The sequence below is a fragment of the Spirulina subsalsa PCC 9445 genome (assembly GCF_000314005.1).
GTDB lineage: Bacteria > Cyanobacteriota > Cyanobacteriia > Cyanobacteriales > Spirulinaceae > Spirulina_A > Spirulina_A subsalsa.
On record NZ_JH980292.1, the window covers coordinates 3,944,080 to 3,963,731 of the forward strand.

19 protein-coding genes and 1 pseudogene are annotated in these 19,652 nt (G+C 48.1%); 12 read left to right on the forward strand and 8 right to left on the reverse strand.

The annotated features are described in order from the left end of the window. The first annotated feature begins 77 nt into the window (after positions 1–77). Entirely contained in the window at positions 78–647 is a 570-nt protein-coding gene (locus SPI9445_RS0117960; protein ID WP_017306157.1) for a DUF3318 domain-containing protein, read from the forward strand. A gap of 133 nt (positions 648–780) precedes the next feature. On the opposite strand, the gene SPI9445_RS0117965 is transcribed toward SPI9445_RS0117960, so the two are convergent. Next, entirely contained in the window at positions 781–1,149 is a 369-nt protein-coding gene (locus SPI9445_RS0117965; RefSeq protein WP_017306158.1) for a hypothetical protein, read from the reverse strand. A gap of 268 nt (positions 1,150–1,417) precedes the next feature. Between SPI9445_RS0117965 and SPI9445_RS0117970 the strand changes: the two genes are divergently transcribed. The 7 genes from SPI9445_RS0117970 (at position 1,418) to SPI9445_RS0118005 (ending at position 9,152) form a co-directional block, all read left to right on the forward strand. Further along, a complete protein-coding gene (locus tag SPI9445_RS0117970) occupies positions 1,418–1,738 on the forward strand; it encodes a hypothetical protein (protein WP_017306159.1) in 321 nt (106 codons plus the stop codon). Between the two features lie 43 nt (positions 1,739–1,781). Further along, a complete protein-coding gene (locus SPI9445_RS0117975) occupies positions 1,782–2,759 on the forward strand; it encodes a glycosyltransferase family 2 protein (protein ID WP_017306160.1) in 978 nt (325 codons plus the stop codon). Positions 2,760–2,812: 53 nt separating this feature from the next. Then, the gene (locus SPI9445_RS0117980) at positions 2,813–3,487 is read left to right on the forward strand and encodes a TVP38/TMEM64 family protein (protein ID WP_017306161.1); all 675 of its coding nucleotides are present in this window, start codon (positions 2,813–2,815) and stop codon (positions 3,485–3,487) included. A 288-nt stretch (positions 3,488–3,775) separates the two neighbouring features. Continuing rightward, positions 3,776–5,953: a transglycosylase SLT domain-containing protein gene (locus SPI9445_RS0117985; protein ID WP_017306162.1), complete on the forward strand. Its 2,178-nt coding sequence runs from the start codon at positions 3,776–3,778 to the stop codon at positions 5,951–5,953. A 69-nt stretch (positions 5,954–6,022) separates the two neighbouring features. Further along, positions 6,023–7,804 carry a M61 family metallopeptidase gene (locus tag SPI9445_RS0117990; protein WP_026079911.1) on the forward strand — a complete coding sequence of 594 codons (1,782 nt, stop codon included), beginning with the start codon at positions 6,023–6,025 and terminating at the stop codon, positions 7,802–7,804. A gap of 699 nt (positions 7,805–8,503) precedes the next feature. Then, positions 8,504–8,827 carry a nucleotidyltransferase family protein gene (locus SPI9445_RS0118000; protein ID WP_017306165.1) on the forward strand — a complete coding sequence of 108 codons (324 nt, stop codon included), beginning with the start codon at positions 8,504–8,506 and terminating at the stop codon, positions 8,825–8,827. Further along, positions 8,808–9,152, forward strand: coding sequence for a HepT-like ribonuclease domain-containing protein (locus SPI9445_RS0118005; protein ID WP_026079913.1), 345 nt, complete (start codon positions 8,808–8,810; stop codon positions 9,150–9,152). The genes SPI9445_RS0118000 and SPI9445_RS0118005 overlap by 20 nt, the downstream gene beginning before the upstream one ends. A gap of 189 nt (positions 9,153–9,341) precedes the next feature. Here SPI9445_RS0118005 and SPI9445_RS27070 read toward each other — a convergent pair. The 3 genes and pseudogenes from SPI9445_RS27070 to SPI9445_RS0118020 form a co-directional block, all read right to left on the reverse strand. Next, a pseudogene (locus SPI9445_RS27070) lies at positions 9,342–9,624 on the reverse strand (hypothetical protein). A gap of 338 nt (positions 9,625–9,962) precedes the next feature. Then, positions 9,963–10,445 (reverse strand): VOC family protein, encoded by a 483-nt coding sequence (locus tag SPI9445_RS0118015; RefSeq protein WP_017306168.1) that lies wholly within the window; start codon positions 10,443–10,445, stop codon positions 9,963–9,965. Between the two features lie 23 nt (positions 10,446–10,468). Further along, positions 10,469–10,981: a TIGR02652 family protein gene (locus tag SPI9445_RS0118020; protein ID WP_017306169.1), complete on the reverse strand. Its 513-nt coding sequence runs from the start codon at positions 10,979–10,981 to the stop codon at positions 10,469–10,471. A 136-nt stretch (positions 10,982–11,117) separates the two neighbouring features. Here SPI9445_RS0118020 and SPI9445_RS0118030 point away from each other — a divergent pair, with 136 nt between their 5' ends. Further along, positions 11,118–11,639: a gamma carbonic anhydrase family protein gene (locus SPI9445_RS0118030; RefSeq protein ID WP_017306171.1), complete on the forward strand. Its 522-nt coding sequence runs from the start codon at positions 11,118–11,120 to the stop codon at positions 11,637–11,639. 625 nt (positions 11,640–12,264) lie between these two features. Here SPI9445_RS0118030 and SPI9445_RS0118035 read toward each other — a convergent pair. Beyond that, complete coding sequence (locus SPI9445_RS0118035; protein ID WP_017306172.1) at positions 12,265–13,686, reverse strand: NADP-dependent isocitrate dehydrogenase; 1,422 nt, start codon at positions 13,684–13,686, stop codon at positions 12,265–12,267. 133 nt (positions 13,687–13,819) lie between these two features. On the opposite strand from SPI9445_RS0118035, the gene SPI9445_RS0118040 reads away from it, so the two are divergent. After that, positions 13,820–14,521, forward strand: a complete 702-nt coding sequence (locus tag SPI9445_RS0118040) for a response regulator (protein WP_017306173.1) — start codon at positions 13,820–13,822, stop codon at positions 14,519–14,521. Between the two features lie 172 nt (positions 14,522–14,693). Here SPI9445_RS0118040 and SPI9445_RS0118045 read toward each other — a convergent pair whose 3' ends face one another. Beyond that, complete coding sequence (locus SPI9445_RS0118045; protein WP_017306174.1) at positions 14,694–15,161, reverse strand: ferritin-like domain-containing protein; 468 nt, start codon at positions 15,159–15,161, stop codon at positions 14,694–14,696. 53 nt (positions 15,162–15,214) lie between these two features. After that, positions 15,215–16,513, reverse strand: a complete 1,299-nt coding sequence (locus tag SPI9445_RS0118050) for a DnaJ domain-containing protein (protein WP_017306175.1) — start codon at positions 16,511–16,513, stop codon at positions 15,215–15,217. A gap of 29 nt (positions 16,514–16,542) precedes the next feature. Between SPI9445_RS0118050 and SPI9445_RS26040 the strand changes: the two genes are divergently transcribed. Beyond that, positions 16,543–16,803: a hypothetical protein gene (locus SPI9445_RS26040; protein WP_017306176.1), complete on the forward strand. Its 261-nt coding sequence runs from the start codon at positions 16,543–16,545 to the stop codon at positions 16,801–16,803. Here SPI9445_RS26040 and SPI9445_RS0118060 read toward each other — a convergent pair. Beyond that, a complete protein-coding gene (locus tag SPI9445_RS0118060; RefSeq protein ID WP_017306177.1) occupies positions 16,763–18,472 on the reverse strand; it encodes a transglutaminase-like domain-containing protein in 1,710 nt (569 codons plus the stop codon). The two genes, SPI9445_RS26040 and SPI9445_RS0118060, sit on opposite strands and share 41 nt — an antisense overlap. Positions 18,473–18,821: 349 nt before the next feature. On the opposite strand from SPI9445_RS0118060, the gene SPI9445_RS0118065 reads away from it, so the two are divergent. Further along, positions 18,822–19,574, forward strand: coding sequence for a DUF928 domain-containing protein (locus tag SPI9445_RS0118065; RefSeq protein WP_017306178.1), 753 nt, complete (start codon positions 18,822–18,824; stop codon positions 19,572–19,574). Positions 19,575–19,652: the final 78 nt, after the last annotated feature.

A 19,652-nucleotide genomic window follows, 5' to 3' on the forward strand; every position in this document is an offset into this window, starting at 1 on the left:
GCCCCTACACCGACTCCCAATTCCCTGTTCCCTGTTCCCGACTCCGCACTAGCAGACCTATTCAGCCATCCCTTGTAATGAACCTTGATCAAGAAATTGCCCATCTCCGGGAATTAATGCCCGCTTCTGGGCGAATGTCCCTCAAAATTGTCCCCACCTCCCAAGGAAGTCAGGTGATTAGTACCCCCACCCCGAAACCTTGGGAACGCAAGATGCGCCCCATTTACCTCAATATGTCGTTATGGGAAAAACTGTCTCGGGGACAACGGGATTTAGTGTTTTTGCGCTTGGTGGCCTGGTCTACAACGATTCCCTGGTTAAAACCTAACTGGTATCAAACCCTTGCCCTCGTGGGGGTGGTGGGAACTGTGGCTCAGTTTACCCAAGGGGATGCGGTGGGTGTAGTGATTGCGGGGGGGTTAAGTGCGATCGCCGTGCGTCAACTCTGGCGAAATTATCGCGGAACCGAACGGGAGGTAGAAGCGGATGAAGTCGCACTCAAAGTCGCCACCAGACGGGGCTATAATCCCCCAGAGGCGGCGAGAAACCTGTTAGAGGGCATTCAAGCGGTTGCCGAATTAGAAGGGCGTTCTAAGCTCAGTTTCAGTGAGTTATTGCGCATTCAGAACTTAAAAACCTTGGCCTAGTCTCACTTGGGGATAGGGAACGGGAAATCGGAGTCGGGAGTCGGGAGTCGGGAGTCGGGAGTCGTGCCAGTTTTAGATGATCTGTTCCCTGTTCCCTTGTTGAGCCTAGCGTAGGCGTGTTATTCAGCAGATCCTAGTCAAAAAACCCCCCCGTATCACCCCCAGCCCAGCATCCCCCTTCACATTCTGGAAATACTTCGTCCGCCAATTGTTTAAACGCAGTCGCGGCACTAATATCTTGTCCTTCATATCCCATTGGATGGAAAATCTGACCTATATAGCGTCCTTGAAGGCGAATTTGTCCAACAACATAAATGCCTCCCCCAACTCCATAAACCGAAATGTCAGGATTGCGTGAATAGATGGCAATATAACCCCCATCTTCCCCAAGATAGCGATTCACAGTGGGTAAAATACGCGACTCAACTGTTCCATCACTTTGGGTTACATCAACGGTAAAATCTTCCGGAAGCATATTGACCCCTAATTCAGATTCATTCATGGTGTTTTTCCCCTACTCGCTAGGGTATTATAAAGGATCTCTTAGTTAAGAAATGTAAACTTTTGGGACAAAATCCAGTAACTTGGAGATGATACTTGCAGTTACTTTTTTTTAAAATGGGAGTAGTTGCCTATTTTCGAGAATTTCACACGATCCCATTATCTAGCATATCATCCTAAAAAACAATAATCAAGCCTAAATCCTACTTATTTTTAATGTTTTTTGCTTAGATATTGTCCACTGAATCTACATTCCCAGAACCCTAAAAATGACTATCTTATACGAAGATGAATACATCGTCTGTGATGATGACGCTATCACGATTCATTATTACTATTTCCCCTTGGGCAGTAAACGGATTCCTTACCGTGAAATTCGCAAGGTTGAAACTGAACCAATGACCTGGTGGGCGGGAGGGTTAAGAATCTGGGGTGGAAACTTAGCCTATTGGTTTCATTTAGATCCTAAACGGCCTTGGAAAGAAAAATTGATTATTATAGATGAGGGAGACTGGACAAAGCCTGTTATCACACCGGAAGATCATCCCCGTGTGTGGCAGATTTTACAGGAGAAAACCAACTCATTTTAGATGTAAGCGACCCGTGTGAAGTATTAACCGTGAAGTATTAACGATGATGAATACTGCTTCAGATGCCGTTACACTCTCTATCGTTGTTCCTATTTACAACGAAGAGTCTAATCTAGATGCGCTATTTAATCGCCTAGAAACCGTTTTAGAAAACTTAAACCTCTCCTATGAAATGATTTGCGTCAATGATGGCAGTCGGGACAACAGCCTGCAAGGATTAATCGCCCATCACCAGCGCAATCCTCGGATTAAAATTATTAACCTTTCCCGCAACTTTGGCAAAGAAATTGCCCTCACGGCCGGACTCGATCATACCACAGGCCAAGCGGTGATTCCCATTGACTCCGACTTACAAGATCCCCCAGAATTAATCGGCGAATTAGTCGCCCAGTGGCGGGCGGGTTATGATGTAGTGTATGCGACAAGGCGATCGCGCCAAGGGGAAACCAAACTCAAAAAACTCACCGCTACCCTGTTTTACCGGACTATTGGGAAAATGAGCAATATTGCCATCCCCCCCAATACGGGGGACTTTCGTCTGTTAGATCGTCGAGTCGTCGAAGCCCTCAAAACTCTACCCGAACGCACCCGTTTTATGAAAGGATTATTTACTTGGGTAGGGTATAAACAAACAGCCGTTTACTTCGACCGAGAACCCCGATTTCAGGGAAAAACCACTTGGAATTACTGGAAACTGTGGAACTTTGCCCTAGATGGTATTATTTCTTTTAGCTCCCTTCCTTTAAAAGTCTGGAGTTATATGGGTTTAGCCGTGTCCATTTTTGCCTTCTTTTATGCTGTATTCCTGATTATCCGCACCCTGATGTTAGGGGTGGATGTCCCCGGTTATGCTTCTACTATTGTTTCTGTTCTCTTTTTAGGGGGAATTCAGTTAATTAGTTTGGGGGTAATTGGGGAATATTTAGGGCGTATTTATGAAGAAGTCAAGGGTAGACCCCTTTATTTAGTCAGGGATATCTATGGTTTAGAAGCTAAGGACGATCCCACTATTCAACTTTAGTCTATTTCTCCCACCTCCAATATTCCTAGTATTACCAATGAAGAACAGTTAGTATGAACCTAAAAAAAAGTGCCATTGCCATCTTTATTTTTTGTGTTGTTATTACCGCATTTGGAGTGTACTTAATTGGGGGAATTGACCAAGACACCTTAGAGCAATGGCTAGAGCAAGCGGGAATTTTAGCCCCGATTATTTATATAATTTTGTACACCCTCGGCACAATTTTATTATTGCCGTCTACCCCCCTTAATTTGACGGGCGGGGCAATTTTCGGAACAGTTTGGGGAACGATTTGGACAACGGTAGCTGCGATTATTGCTGCCTTAGTTGCCTTTCTCTTTACCCGCACCATTGGACGGGATTGGGTAGCCCAAAAATTTCAGGGAAAGTGGGAAGTTTTAGATGCAGAATTGCGACAAGGCGGGTTATTTTATATGTTCGCCATTCGTCTGTTGCCCCTGATTCCCTACGGAATTGTTAACTTTGCCGCCGGATTAACCTCTATTCGGGTGCGGGATTATTGCATCGGGACAGCATTAGGGACTGTACCCGGAATCTTGCCCTTTGTGATGATGGGGGCGGGATTACAGGCCTTAAAACAAGGGGATATGTTGCCCATTCTAGTGGCTTCGACTTTAACGGGCTTATTAGTGGGGGGAGCCACTTGGTATCGTCGCCGTCGTCAGTCGCCCCGTCGTGCTTTGGAGGAAACGGAAAGGGGGGAATAGGGAATAGGTAGGGCTTGCTGAATAAGTCCGAGAGTTGGGGAATCGGGAGTCGGGAGTCGGGAGTCGGGAATAGGCAATCGTGCCAGTTTTAGATGATCTGTTCCCTGTTAAGAGTTCCCTGTTCCCTTGTTGAGCCTAGCATAGGCGTGTTATTCAGCAGACCCTAGGTAATAAGTCTTAATTCCTCGTCTCCCCTGCTCCCCTGCTCCCCATTTCCTGTTCCCCAACTCTCCACGACCTAGACCGAAAACGGTTATGATGGCTATTGGTCACTGCACATGAGAAGGAATGCTAAAGGGACGCACCATTCAAACAGTCTTAACCGTTAGTTCCGGGTTCGTAATTGTGGGACTTGTGGGCGCTACAGTGTTTGTCGGTCAACAACAAGGCTGGCTGACACAGTTGGAACGCTGGGTGATGAACACTACAGGAGGCTCGGCGAATTTATCCCGTAAGCCTACTGATGAAAAGTCCGAGGTGCTTCCTTTGGCACTCCTCCCGATGGAGGAACGCCTTCCTCGTCTCGAAGAATTAGCGAATGGCGCGCCTTCCTATGAACGGAGTCGCGCCCGTTTGATTTTGGCGAGTGATTGGATACAACAAGGGGAAGGGGGGAGAGCGATCCGCACCCTCGACGGGTTAGAGTTGGACTATCCTCTGCTGGGGCCTTGGGTGCTGTTGAAACGGGCGAGGGCTTATGAGTTAACCAATGATTTAAATCGTTCTAGGGATACGCTACAAAAGCTGCTGGAGAGTTATCCAGAGTCGCTGGCAGTGGGGGAGGCGCTCTATAATTTGGGGCGGTATGATGAGGAATATTGGGAACGGGCGATCGCAGAACATCCCCAACATCCTCTAACTCACCAACTGGTGCGGGAAAAGCTCGAAGGCAATCGAGATCAACCAGAATTATTACTCTTTCTCGCCCACAACACCCCCGACAGTGAACGCATGAGTGAAATTCGGGATTACCTCGTGCAACGCTTCAGTGATCAACTCACCCCCGAAGATTGGGAAGTCATCGGCTTTGGCTACTGGCAACAGTGGGAATATGGCAAAGCCGCCAGCGCCTACTCCCGCGCCCCTCGCACCCCAGAAACCCTCTTTCGGACTGCTCGGGGTCGAGAAATTGCCGGAAATAACATCGCCGCCAGAATTGACTATCAGCAATTAGTCAGTGAATTTCCCGACAGTAGAGAAGCCGGACAAGCCTTGCTCCGTTTAGCCGCCAGTTCCCCCCCCCAAGAAGCGATCGCCTTTTTAGATCAAGCCATTGCCAACTATCCCGATCACGCGGCCGAGGCCTTAATCAACAAAGCCAATATTCTCGAACAACAGGGCGCTCGCACCTCAGCCGCCCAAGCTCGTCAGTCCGTATTATCTCAACATCCCCAATCTGAAGCCGCCTCCCGCTATCGTTGGGAAAGAGCTAAGGCCTTCTCTAGTCAGGGCAATTATATTGAAGCATGGCGCTGGGCCCGTCCCATTGCCATTAACACCCCCAACAGTTCCCTCGCCCCCCGTGCCGCCTTTTGGGTGGGGAAATGGGCGAGTCGGGTCAATCGGACCGAAGATGCCGAATCCGCCTATCAATATGTCTTAGAACAGCATCCCGAATCTTACTATGCTTGGCGTTCTGCCGTCCTCCTCGGTTGGGATGTGGGGGACTTTACCACCGTGCGCCCGAAAAACCCCGAAATCGTCACCCCTGCCTTTTATCCCCATCCTCCGGCCGGGTCTGAAGCCTTTCGGGAACTCTACCAACTGGGTCAATATAATGACGCTTGGAAACTCTGGCAGGCGGAAATCGGCAACCGACGGGATAAAACCGTAGATGAACAGTTTACCCAGGGTTTAATCCTGCAAACTCAAGGGAAATATCTTGATGGGATTAATGCCATTTGGAACTTGACTCAACGGAATGCTCCCGAAGAGCGGGAAGAGTGGCAAGCCTTACGACAGGAGTCTATCTACTGGGAAACTCTCTTTCCCCTACCCTACTCTGAGTTAATCCTAGAATGGTCAGAGGCACGGACTCTAAACCCGTTCTTGGTTTTTTCCCTGATTCGTCAAGAATCCCGCTTTGAAAAAGAAATCCGTTCCTCAGCCGGAGCCCTTGGTTTAATGCAGGTGATGCCAGACACTGGGCGCTGGATAGCTGAACAAATCTCCCTTGAGAATTACTCATTAATTAATCCGGCGGATAATATTAAATTAGGGACTTGGTACTTGGACTATACTCATCAGAGGTATAACAATAACTCCCTGTTGGCGATCGCCAGTTACAACGCTGGCCCCGGCAATGTCAATCAATGGGTGCAACGGTACGGCTTTGATGATCCAGATGTCTTTGTTGAACAAATTCCCTTCCCCGAAACCAAAGGCTATGTCGAATCAGTCTTTAGCAATTATTGGAATTACCTCCGCATCTACAATCCCGAAATTGCTCAACTGATGCAACGTTAGAGCTTCATCCTTCATCAGGGTAGTTCCCCCGCTCCTTTTTCCTTGTTTTTAACACTCCCGCCTATTGCAATGACTCAAACCTCCACCTTGCGCGTTTCTCCTTCTTCCCCCACGGAACCCACCTTTCATTATCAGGTGGCCATGCCTAACCCCCAGTGTCATCTCTTTGAAATCACCCTCCACCTCGACAACTGGCAGGCAGACACCCTCAACCTCAAAATGCCCGTCTGGACCCCCGGTTCCTACCTCGTCCGGGAATATGCCCGACACCTGCAAGACTTCCACGTTACCACTCAAGGAAAACCCCTCCCTTGGCAAAAAATCAGCAAAAATCACTGGCAAATCTCCACCCCCAAAACCCCCAACCTCACCATCACCTATCGCATCTTTGCCAATGAACTCACGGTGCGCACCAACCACCTGGACAGCACCCACGGTTACTTTAACGGTGCCGCCCTTTTCCTCTACAGTCCCGCGCACCAAAACCATCCCCTCCAAGTGACCATCATCCCCCCCGATTCCCGTTGGCACGTTTCCACCGCCCTCCCCCCTCTGCCGGGGGGACAAAATACCTTTGTCGCGGCCGATTTCGACACCCTCGTAGACAGTCCTTTTGAGATAGGAACCCATAAAATTCATCACTTCAGCGCCCTAAATAAGCCCCATCAATGGGCGATTTGGGGTCAAAATAACTTGGATGTCAAAAAATTGATTGCAGACACCAAGAAGGTCATAGAAACTGAAGCCGAAATTTATGGCGGTCTACCCTATGAACAGTATTTATTTATTCTTCACCTCACCGGAAACAGTTTCGGCGGGTTGGAACATAAAGACTCTTGCTCTTTAATTTACTCCCGCTTTGCCTTTCGTGAACCAGAGAAATATAACCGTTTTATTCAGTTAGTGGCTCACGAATTTTTCCACCTTTGGAATGTGAAGCGCATCCGGCCTGATGCCTTAGAGAAATTCGATTATGACCAAGAAAACTACACCCCCTCTCTTTGGTTTTGTGAAGGGACAACCAGTTATTATGATACTCTCATCCCTCTGTGGGCAGGGGTCTATGGTGAAAAGGCGTTTTTAGATATCCTGAGTAAAGACATCAACCGTTTTTTAAATACTCCCGGCCGCGCCGTACAGCCTTTGAGTGAGTCCAGTTTTGATGCTTGGATTAAACTCTATCGCCGAGATAGTAATAGTGACAATTCTCAAATTTCCTACTATCTCAAGGGGGAATTAGTGAGTTTATTACTGGATTTACTAATTCGCCAAAAATACCAAAACCAACGCTCATTTAACGATGTGTTAAAGCAAATGTGGGAACAGTTTGGCAAGGCAGAAATTGGCTACAGTCCTGAACAGCTTAAAGGGGTGATTGAATCGGTGGCGGAGATGGACTTAACAGACTTTTTTAATCGTTATCTTCACGGAACGGAAGAGTTGCCCTTAAACGAGTATTTAGAACCCTTTGGCTTACAAATTAAGGGGGTTCGAGAGAAGCATCCTAAGCCAGATTTAGGGGTGCGAGTAAGTGGTAGTAACGGCACCGCAACCATTCAATTTGTGGAGGCCAATTCCCCGGCCGCTTTAGCGGGAATTGATGCCGGAGATGAACTGTTGGCGCTGGATGAATTGCGGGTGACGGCGGAGGATTTAGACAGTCGTTTAAAAGATTATCGAGCGGGAGATTATGTGAAAGTGACGGTATTTCATCAAGATGAATTGCGTCATTATGCGGTGTGTTTGGGAGAGCCTAAACCTGTGAGTTATCAAGTGACAAGGGTGAAGTCGCCAACGCCAGAACAGCAGGCTTTGTTAGGGGGATGGTTGCGCATCAGTCAAGAGGATTGATTCTTTTGAAGGCATTGCTTTTTGGGCGCAAGCATTGCGCCCCTACGAGATAATGAAATTGTTGTAGGGTTAATCGTTGGAGTGGATATCTAATCACATTGTAGGGGCGTATTGCCTAGGCCCTTAAGCTGGGATAAGGAAATTATGGTGGGTTGAATTTGTGGGGTTTATCGAACAGTCGGGCAAAGTGCCTCAAACCCGCATTCTTTCGTTCAATAACTTTGATGTGGGTTTTTTCGGGGGGTGGGTTAGGTGGGGAGGAGGTAGAGGCCGGGTAGGGTATATCAAAAAAATATCTCCGATCCTAACAGACCCCTCCTTAACCCGTCAATCCCCCAATTTATCCAAATCAAGTATCACCCCCTCCCCCTTAGATCGGTGAATAGAGCGATCGCCCCCTAAAAATAGACCAGCCACAACCCAAAACCCTACCCCAACCCCAAAATTCACCCCATCAAACCCCAAAAGTAAACTTATTCAAAGAATTTTAAAAATCTTCAAAGGATTGTAAACTTTAATGAGACTCAATATTCATAACTCACCCCCTATTAGGGTTTTGCCCCTCTTGATGATAGGGGCGATCGCCCTAGACTCCCATCCATGACAAGCCTCAGAAATTTAGCTACAATCCCCACAGCACCACCCCCAACCCAGATCCACCAATGGTTAGTTAAAAACTAGACCTACCCCGCTCAATCTATGCCAGTAATCCCCGTACAAACAAAAGCCCAAGTCCTCGCTCTCCTTCAAGAACATCACCAAACATTACACAACTTTGGCGTTAAACGTTGTGGCATCTTTGGTTCATTTGTCCACGACCATGCAATTCACCCCCAAAGTGATGTTGATATCTTAGTCACCTTTGAACCAAACCAAAAAACCTTTGATAACTTCATCCACTTATCTTTTTTCCTAGAAGATATTTTTGGTAGATCCGTCGATCTCATCACCATTGAATCCTTAAGTCCTTATATCGGGCCACACATTTTAAATGAGGTTGAATATGTCCCCATCGGCTCGTGAATACCTACAACACATCTTGGATGAAACAACATACATGATGACAAACTCTGTTGATTTAGATAAAACAGAATTTCTGCAAAATGAAACCATAAAACGTGCCTATGTTCGCAGCATTGAAGTCATTGGCGAAGCCGTCAAACAATTGCCGGATGAATTGCGTCAAAAATATGATGCTATTGAATGGCGGGCTATGGCTGGGATGCGCGATCGATTAATTCATCATTATTTTGGTGTAGACTATGAAATTGTTTGGGATGTTGTCATCAATAAAATTCCTCAACTAGACACCAATATTAGGCTGATTCTTCAGGAATTAAAAAAATAGAAAAATTCACATCAGGCTCTGTTCTACTCAGTTTCGACATTTGCCCGATGGGGCGATCGCCCCCTAAAAATAGACCAGCCACAACCCAAAACCTTACCCCAACCCCAAAATTCACCCCATCAAACCCCAAAAGTAAACTTATTCAAAGAACTTTAAAACTCTTTAAAGGATTGTAACTTTTTGCTTAAATCACCATGTAATTCCCTTCATCTCTAGGGGAAATAACCGCCGATCCGAGAGCCGATCTGCATCAATTGCTCCCACCAAATACTCCCCAGTTTCCTGCTGTTCCACAATATCCTCATCATCAATCCAAGATTGCAACAGATCAATCACCTCAGCTTGTTGTTGCCGCTCTAAAGACTTTGCCACAAGCTGTAGCATCATCGCTTCCGGTGATAACCCCCTGCCGCGCTGCTTCCTGACAAAGGTATTGCTCCAATTCAAGGGGAATATCTACTGTTAACGTCATCAGCTTTCCACAACACTAACCCCATTGTAACCCGCTCTTTTATGATTCCAGACTTCCCAACTCTTCCCGGTTCAGAATATCTCTCTTCTGTCAAACTGGGGTCAAACCCTGATTCTCTCGTTGGCTGTGATGGCGAAGATTCGTTAAAATCTTCTAGAGTGACAGAAGAGGGATAGTAGCTTACTGACATGAACCGATTATACAATATCTAGGGATAAATCGTCACTCCCTAGTAAATGATTGCCCTAGTAAATGATTGTTGGTTAATTTTCGGGGCATCGAACCCCTCAATTAACCGTCTTTCATCCCGACACTGACATTTGCTACGCAACGCTTTGCTACGCAACGCTTTGCGAACGCGAACGTACAGTGCGGGGCTTCCCGACGTGAGCTAAAACCCGGATAAATTCTAAGGGTAAACCATCCGTATCGGCAATAAAGGCCACTTCATAAACTCGTTGGCCAATGATTTGCTGGGTGGGTGCTAATAAAACTTGTAGGGGTTGATACTGCTCAGGATTCTCCTCTGTGGCGGCGGCAAAAACTTGTATCATGCCTTGTAACCATTGGGGCAAACTGGGGGTTGTGGTGGTGAGGTCGAAGGATAGATGATAGTAGCCGACATAATGTTCATCCCCAAAGGCATCGGGGGCGGGTTTGGGTTCAGGAATTTGAATCAGTTCAATTCGTCCTCCTAACCCTTCTAACCAACAGGCTAAGGTGTAACCTGTGGTGAAGCGTTCCTGAACGATAAAGCCGAGTTTTTCGTAAAAGGCGATCGCCTTGTGAATGTTAGCGGTGCGAATGGAGGCATGGTGCATGGGGAGAAAGCAGAAAACAGCAACTATTCAAACAAACGGAAGTAGGGATAACGCACAGGAACTCCCGGTTCTTTTTCCAAGGCGAAATTAATCACCTCCCACCGGGGATCTTGATCGGTTTCTGGGCTAAAATCGACGGGCAAACCGTACAATTTCGGGAGATGGGGATCAACGTTGTTATTCCGCCAACTGGTATTCCGTTCTAAATAGCCACTCACTAAGTCTCGATAACGGTTGGCAATAATCACCTTCGTTGCTCGAAATCCTTGGGTGTACAGACGATCTAAGGCCTCGTGAATTTCAAAACGAATACCATCAGGATGGGTGTGTTGACGATACCATTCCTCATTCCACTGTCGCCAGTGTCGTCCTGACTGGAGGTGAACTAACTCTCCCGTTTTGGGATCTGCCTCAAAAGCCCCATGTCGAGGACAGAGATAGGTGTCAGTTAACGTCAGTGCAGGAATGGCTTGGCGACAGTGTGGACATTTTATCTCTGCACCAAAAATGGGATACTGGAGACTAGGATTCATCATGGAAGGTGGTTCTCATGGTCGCAACTTAAAGGGTGTGAGTTTCATTATATAAGGTATTTTTGGCAACCCTTGGGCTTTCTTGGCTATTCTCAGCATTCTCAAGACTATTTTGTTGATTTTTTTGCGGTTTAATAACATGAATCATTTACCCTCCTATTGGAGTCCTCCGGATCTCTCTCAAGCGGCTTTTGTGGCCTCTAATGCTACGGTGATCGGGGATGTTCTCGTCCATGAGGGAGCGAGTATTTGGTATGGGGCGATATTACGGGGGGATGTGGAACGGATTGAGGTGGGCGCCCATTCTAATATTCAAGATGGGGCGATTTTTCATGGCACCCCCGGTTTACCAACGATTTTAGAGGAATATGTCACTATTGGCCATCGGGCGGTTATCCATGCCGCCCATATTGAACGGGGGAGTTTGATTGGCATTGGGGCGATTATTTTGGATGGGGTGCGAGTGGGGGCTGGGAGTGTGATTGGGGCGGGCTGTGTGGTGACGAAGGATGTTCCGGCGCGATCGCTCATGGTAGGGATTCCGGCTAAATTCCGCCGAGACGTGAGCGAGGAGGAAGTGGAGGAAATGATCCAACACGCCAAGAATTACGAAAAACTCGCCCTCGTTCATGCCGGGAAAGGTACGGAAACGGGGTTCTAATGTAATCGGGAGTCGGGTGTCGGGTGTCGGGTGTCGGGTGTCGGGTGTCGGGTGTCGGGTGTCGGGAATAGGTAATAGGTAATAGGGAATAATTATCAACTCCCCTGCTCCCCTGCTCCCCCTCTCCCCTCTTGCCCCAAAGAGGAACACCCCGATCTAGGATCAGGGTGTTCCTCAAAATTTCCCATTAATAGGTTGGCCTTTATAAAAGCGACCAGCGTCATTCATAAAACCCGTCTTGTTTCAAGTGACAGGCGTGATTTATCTTTTCTTATGGTTCTCAATGTAAATGGCAAATGTGAGGATTTTGTGAGAAATCCCTGACAAAATATTATTATTCCTTATAGAAAAATCTGTTGCTGGTGATTTTTACTATTAATGATTCTCCAGTATACCATGAAACTCAGCAAATGTTGTCCAGATTACCAAAAAAAAAGACCAGAACTGTATTAGTTCCCCGGCAAGTGGGGGGGGAGTTTAGGATGGGTTGGAAAATCTGGTCAAGGGCGAGAGGACACAGCTAGGCTGTGTCCTTTGCTCAGAGATGAATTACCCGACCCCTGAGCAGGGCGGGGTTACTAAAACCTCGCCCTTCTTGAGTTTGGAGCTTTAAGGAGAGGGGAACTTAGAAGTGATCAATAATGGCCTGGGCGAATTCAGAACACTTCAAGGGGGTATCTACCCGAGGTTCCATGAGACGGGCGAGATCGTAGGTAACTTGACGATTGGCGATCGCATCTCCAATTCCCTTTTTAATCAAATCCGCCGCCTCTTGCCACCCCATGAACTCCAACATCATCACCCCCGAGAGAATAACCGATCCCGGATTAATGCGGTCGAGTCCCGCGTGTTTCGGGGCCGTGCCGTGGGTCGCTTCAAACACCGCACAAGTATCACCAATATTCGCCCCGGGACCCATACCTAAGCCCCCCACAATGGCCGCCGCCGCATCAGAGATATAATCCCCATTTAGGTTCATCGTGGCCAAAATTGAATATTCATCCGGTCGAGTCTGAATTTGCTGGAAAATACTATCGGCGATGCGATCGTTGACCATCACCTTATCTTTCCATTGACCCTTACCATGAGTCTCCCAAATGGCATTTAACACCCCTTCCACCTCTTGACAAACCTCCTGTTTTTTCTCGGCCGTCAAGGCATCATAACCGGGGTCTACCATGCGCGCATTGTCTTCAATAGACAAATCAGGATTTTTCTCCTTATTGCTCAAAATCCAAGACTCCCGTTCCGTGACACATTCAGCCCGAAACTCGGTTGTTGCCAGTTCATAGCCCCAATCTCGGAACGCTCCCTCGGTGTACTTCATGATATTGCCCTTATGAACCAGTGTCACCGTTTGCTTAGGTTTCGGCAAGGTCAACGCCCGTTCAATCGCCCGACGAATCAAACGCTGAGAACCTGTTTTACTCACAGGTTTAATGCCAATTCCTGAATCTAGGCGAATTTGCTTGCTACCATGTTCTGGAGTGGCCGGAATCAGGTTTTGGTTGAGAATGTCAATCAACTTCTGGGCGATTTCGGTTCCTTCTCGCCATTCAATCCCTAAATAAATATCTTCGGTATTTTCCCGATAGATAATGACATCTAACTTTTCTGGGGTTTTGTGGGGGGAAGGAGTGCCGGAATAGTACCGACAGGGACGCACACAAGCGTAGAGGTCATTGATTTGCCGCAAGGCCACATTTAAAGAACGAATCCCGCCCCCAATGGGCGTGGTTAACGGGCCTTTGATGGCGATACCGTATTCTTTAATGGCATTGAGGGTATCTTCCGGCAAGTATTGGTAGGTACCATAGACCTCACAGGCCTCGTCGCCCGCGTAAACTTTAAACCAATGAATTTTACGCTGACCGCCGTAGGCCTTCTCCACCGCCGCATTAATCACCTTTTCTGTGGCTGGCCAAATATCAACGCCCGTGCCATCTCCACGAATAAAGGGGATAATGGGATCATCAGGAACAATAGGTTTGCCATCCTTAAAGGTAATGCGTGAACCCACTGTCGGAGGAGTAATTTTTTCGTACATAGCTTTTACAGCTTTTCTGAGTTAGGTTTCTGGTAGGCTACCAGATCCTATTGCCAAAGGGGTGTATTCTGAACGCTGAATTAAGATTTGAACCCGTTGTCCCGTCTGTTAGCACCACATAGAATGAATAACTATGAAACGAATTTTACTCGTTGATGATGATAAAACCCTGCGCGATGTTCTCCAAGAGTATCTGGAAAAGGAAGGATACCAAGTGGATGGGGTAAATTCTGGGGCGGAGGGATTAGTGGCTTTTGAGAAGAATCCCCCGGATTTAATTGTCTCGGATGTGATGATGCCCGATATGAATGGGTTGGATTTTTGCCGCACGCTACGGGGTACGCCTTCGGGGCAGTTAGTGCCTTTTATCTTTTTGTCGGGGATGGGTGAATTAGAAGATCGGGTGAAAGGCCACGAAATGGGGGCTGATGATTATGTGACGAAACCCTTTCAAATGCGGGAGTTATTGGCTAAGATTGAATCCCAGTTGGAGCGATCGCGCCGGATTCACAGCGAAATTGTCCGCATGATGCAGCAGTTAACCGCCCATCAAGTCTCGGAGTCTAGTAATGGTCATGGCTCCCAAGCGGAACACCTCCCCCCAGAACCCCTACCCCTCACCCCAGCAGAGGAACGGGTATTCTGGGAGGTCATCCAAGGCTATACAAACAAGCAAATTAGCGATCGCCTGTTTATCTCCCCCCGCACGGTACAAAGTCATCTCAGCAACATTCTAGGCAAGTTACAACTCGACAATCGCGCCCAATTAGTCCGTTTTGCCTATGAGCAAGGCTACCGCACCCCCCAAGGGGAACAAGTGGAGGGGCATGGGTAAGAGAACAGGGAATAGGGAGCAGGGGAGCAGGGGAGAGGGGGAGTTGATAATTATTAACTATTCCCGACTCCCGACTCCCGACTCCCGATTCCCGACTCCCGACTCCCGATTCCCGATTCCCGACACCCGATTCCCGACACCCGGACTTATTTAGCAAGCCCCCGTTAGCTCTTTATCCCCCCATGCAACCTCTTCCTTGTCCCCACCCTCTTCCTCGTCCTCCCCGATGTGCTGGGGAGTTTCCCCGTGCTGCACAGCGTTGAAAAGCCCGTAGATGATTATTTTGGGATGCCCATTGCAAGTTCAAAAAAACTCGTTGTACATCAGGATAGTCACGGGTTGAATCCAGCAAGCGCTCATACATTTCCCCATTGGCAATTTCTGCTTGAACTCCGGCTTCACAAGCTTCTTGAATCGAGGCCGGAATCTCAACTCGTTGCTCCCAATCATCTTGGGGAACCGGAATTTCATATTTAGAAAATAAAGACAAAAGGGCTTGAATGTGTCGTCCTTCTGACTCAACAATATTGATAAAGGGGCGGATTGCGCCAAATTTGTTGATAATGAGGCGATAGGTTGCCCGTGCTTTATATTCGTCCTCAATTGCTTCTATTAAAGCCTGTTTCAGATTTTCCAACATGGCTATCCTCACTAGATATTTTCTCAAATTTCCTCTTCCCGATCCCCCACATCCTACCCCCCACCCATCAAAGACAGAAAGGCCGTTAAAGATAACCAACCACTGGCAAAAAGGAGGAGGGGAACACACCAGACGGCCACTTGTTCCGGGAGATGAGAGATTTGGTGGTTGGCGGTGTAGAGGTTAAAGACCACAATAACAGCGCTGAGGAGGGTTAACAAACTCATCATTGTCGGGCCCAGGAGGGTGGAAAAACCGCTACAGAGGGCGAGAAAACCGACGGGGAGGGTGGTTGTACCTGCGAGGAGGAAATCCCCTCCCCAATGGCCTTGGCTGGGGAAAATGAGCCGGAGGAGAGCGCTAAGGAGGACTAAACTGGTGAAGGGGATGAGTCCAATAAAGATTAACTGTGGCCAGGAAAGACGACTGAGGGTATTTTGCCACCCGATGAAGACTCCAAGGAGAAAGGCAAGGTGGGCGATCGCACCATAAATCAAACCCATGACTAGGGCGGCGGTAGGATGGAGATGGGGGAAGACTTCACCCAATCCCCCTTTTGGTTGTAAAAACAGACGGAAAAACACCCGCCAGAGGTTTAGACAAAATTGGCGCAAACGATCCCAATGGAGGAGGAGGGGTTTAAGTTGTCGTCGGGTGTCATTGGCGAGACGATACCCGCTATAATCCCCTTGTTCTTGGAAATAGAGGGCAGCCTGTCGCAAGTCCTCGGCGGCGTGGGAGTCCATGCCTAAGTCATGGTAGGCTACCCCTCGATGGTAGTAGGCGGCGGCATAGTCAGGGGTGAGTGCGATCGCCTGATTGTAGGCTTCGAGGGCGGATTGAGTATAGCCTAACCGATAGCGCGATCGCCCTAAATAAAAATAAATCTCCTCACACCCCTCCTCAAACTGCAACACCTGACGGCAATTTTCCAGCACCTTTTGATCTTGACCTAGCTTGTAATACAACTCCCCCCGTTTTAGGTAAGCTTCCACAAAACTAGGATTGAGTTTAATCGCCTCGCTATAACAATCAATGGCGGCTGAATAATTCTGTTGAAAAGCTTTTTCTATCCCCTGAATATATAAATCTCGATAGGTTTGGGTGGCTTGAGAGGGACTATTTTCCGGCTTGTGGAGTCCCAACTTTTGGTCATACAAACTACGCTGCACCGGATCCGATAAGACCTGATAGGCCTCGGAAATCTCCTGAAACTTATGCTGTGCCTCCTGTTGCGGGTTAACATCTGGATGATATTGTCGCGCTAACTGTCGAAACGAGGCTCTAATCTCATCAAGACTAGCATCCGGCGGAATATTCAGGATTTGGTAGTAGGTGCGCGAGTTAGACATAACGGGGAACAGGGAACAGGGAACAGGGAATGGGGAATCGGGAGTCGGGAGTCGGGAGTCGGGAGTCGGGAGTCGGGAGTCGGGAGTCGGGAGTCGGGAATCGGGAATGGGGAGTCGGGAATCGGGAGTCGGGAGTCGGGAGTCGGGAGTCGGGAGTCGGGAGTCGGGAGATTGCCTCTCCCCTGCCCCCCTGCCCCCCTGCTCCCTTGCTCCCCTCCCCTGCTCCCCCTCTCCCCTGTTCCCCGTTCCCTATTCCCTATTTCCCGGAGATAACTCCTCCAGAATGGTAAAACAGACATGATTAATAGCTAACTCTCCAATGGCGGCCTGTTCCTTGGGGATGGGTAAACCATCTTTACTATAAATCTTTTCAAAGGGAACGCCCTTGGCCATTTCGGCGTGATACCAGGCTAACCCCATAAAAAAGCGAGTCGGGTAAGGCCCCCCCTCATGAATATCATCGGGATTGGATTCCATCGGCAACCAACCAAATCCCGGTAGATAAAACTCCATCCACACATGGTTAAAGTCCGGTTCAAGGGGGACAAAACGCTCTAGGGGTTTGGCCGGGCATTTATAACGGCCTACGGTGCGGCAAGCAATGCCATTTAACCGCGACAGTGCCAATAAAACCCCTAAATATTCCCCACAAGACCCTACCCCTCTCGCTAAGGCCACATCAGGAGTGTCAATGTGGGGTTTAATGCCATAGGTTAGCCGATCATAAACATAGTTGCGAATATTGTACATTTTGCGTAACAGGTTGGTTTCTTCCGCGACCGCATCCCGAGCCGCCCGTTGGATATTTTCCTTATCCATCGCTAAATTGTCATTGTCAATTAAATAACGGGCTTCATATTCGGGGGGCAATTCTGGCACATCTTCCCCGTCGGTGGGGTCGAATTGATACTTAATCCCCCACACTTCTAGAGTCGCTTTCCAGCCGAAAATATAACGCTGGTCGGAGGTGAGATGGTCAAACTTAAAGACGGCAATCCGTTGACCGTCTACGTGCCGTTCCTCAAAGGGTAAACCCACAGGTTCAATTTTGCGCAGTTTTTGCCGAGGGGTTTCGGCGGGGAGGGCGATTCGCCATTCTATCTCTTGGATGTCGATGGGGTCGAGGGGGGAGAGTTCTTCCACATAGGACATCTCGACTAAATAACCATTAGAAAGGGCGTAATGGTCGCCTTGTTGGTAGTGAAAGTAAAGGGGATGGATGAAGGTGCGATCGCGATATTGTAACTCGTGGTTGGGTTGGGCGTTGGGATTATCCCGCAAATAGGGTTCATTGTGGGAATAAGCTACATAGAGCGTTTCCTGCTGGGTTTCTGGGTCTTGATAAAAGGCCAATCCTGTGGGATTCTCAAAGGGCGTTAAAACACTAAAGTTCACCTCTCCTGTCGCTCGGTCCAAACAATAGACCGTTTGTTCCAAGTCATCACAGAGCCAAAGTTCCTCCCCCCGCACGGTAATATTTTCAATGCCAATCCCCGGGGCATAGAAACGGGTAATTTCCCGGCGAGTTTCCCGGCTATAAATCAAGATATAGCCCGATTTCTGACAGGTCAGATAAATGGTTGACCCTAAAACCCCAATCCCATCGGCCGGATAGTACAAACTAATGAAAAGATGGGGGGTTAATTTTTCCTCGTTCGTGCTGTGTTCCGTAGGAAGGGAACAAAAATACACATCTTCATTTCTAGTAAACCAGAGGGTATCTCCCGCGATCGCCAATCCCGTCGCCCCGACAAAATCTTGCCAACAGTGAGAATTGAGGATGCGAGTGTTGTTCGTGTAGGGATCCACTTCTAATAAATAGCCACTGGTGGCATCGAGAGCGTACAAGCTGTTGCCCCGAAAGGCAATCCCGTAGATTGTCGCGGCAGCAATGGGGCGAATCGTCCGACCATTTAAGGCTTGTTGAGTTACAAAAGAAGTAGATGAATCAGGAATCATGCTCTGTCTTGGTGAAGATAAAAATGGGAAGACCGTAGTTTTCTTGCTTTCGATCTTGCCCTAAGTCCTCTAACTTAGCAAAATCCTAATTCAGACAATGCTCGATCTGAACTTTTGATCCTTCGTTCCCACTAAGAACTTTCGTTCTCTAGAAGCAATCATCAAAACCGCACATCTCAGGGTGATGTTCAAGCATCTTTTAATGGTTAATCCTGATGGCGCTAAGGCAGAAGGCGTTTAGATTAGACATAGCGGCGGGCAATCGGATTTTTTCCCTTGGCTTTTGACCTTCAGCTTTAACCTCTAAACCGTTTCCACTGTTCTCCTGATCTAACACGAGAGTATCATTATGCAATTCTCATCTCCCCTGATTAAAACCTTAGCCCTTTTGAGTGGAACTTTTGTTCTGTCTGTCTCTTCGAGTTTGGTTTTGGCGCAATCGTTGATTTGGCAAGGGGCGAACTATCAACCCCCTTCAGGTATTGGCTCCCCTGGCCGCACGGAACCCGGAGGGACGAGGGGTTGTAATGTGAAACCGGAGTTAACCCCTTTAGTCCCCACTGTCCCTTCTGCTGCTCAAGAGGAAGCCATCCGCTTTGGGGTGACAACTCAGGCTAAACCGACGGTCTTAGTCCATGTGGCGAGTTTGGATAATAGTCTATGTCCTTTAGGGATGATGGAACTGGAAGTCACCAATAAACAAGGGGAAGTCGTCCTGATTCAGGAAATTACGCCCCCCACTGGATCCGGTATTCTCCCCGTGGTTTTAGATACGGGAGAAAAGCCGTTAGTGGAAGGAACAGACTATCAATGGACGGTTTATATCTACGACCGCAATAATGAGTTTTTGGGGGCAACAGGGGCCTGGATTCGCAAAGTTCCAGTCGATCAAAATCTGCGCAGGGCTTTAAATAATTCATCTCTCCATGAGCAAGCGCGGGGCTTGGCGGCGGCTGGGATTTGGTATGATGCGATCGCCTCCCTCGCCCAACTCTATCAACAATCCCCCTCCCCCGAAGTCCAAACCGATTGGCAAACCCTCTTAAAAGCGGTTCAACTGGACAAACTCGCTCAAGAGAAAGTCTTTCAACAGGGCAGTTAATCCTGATCAGGATCAATCAGCTTGAATCCTTGACAAATAATCATGATTGTGTATAAAGACCTGAACCCTTTGGCTCAG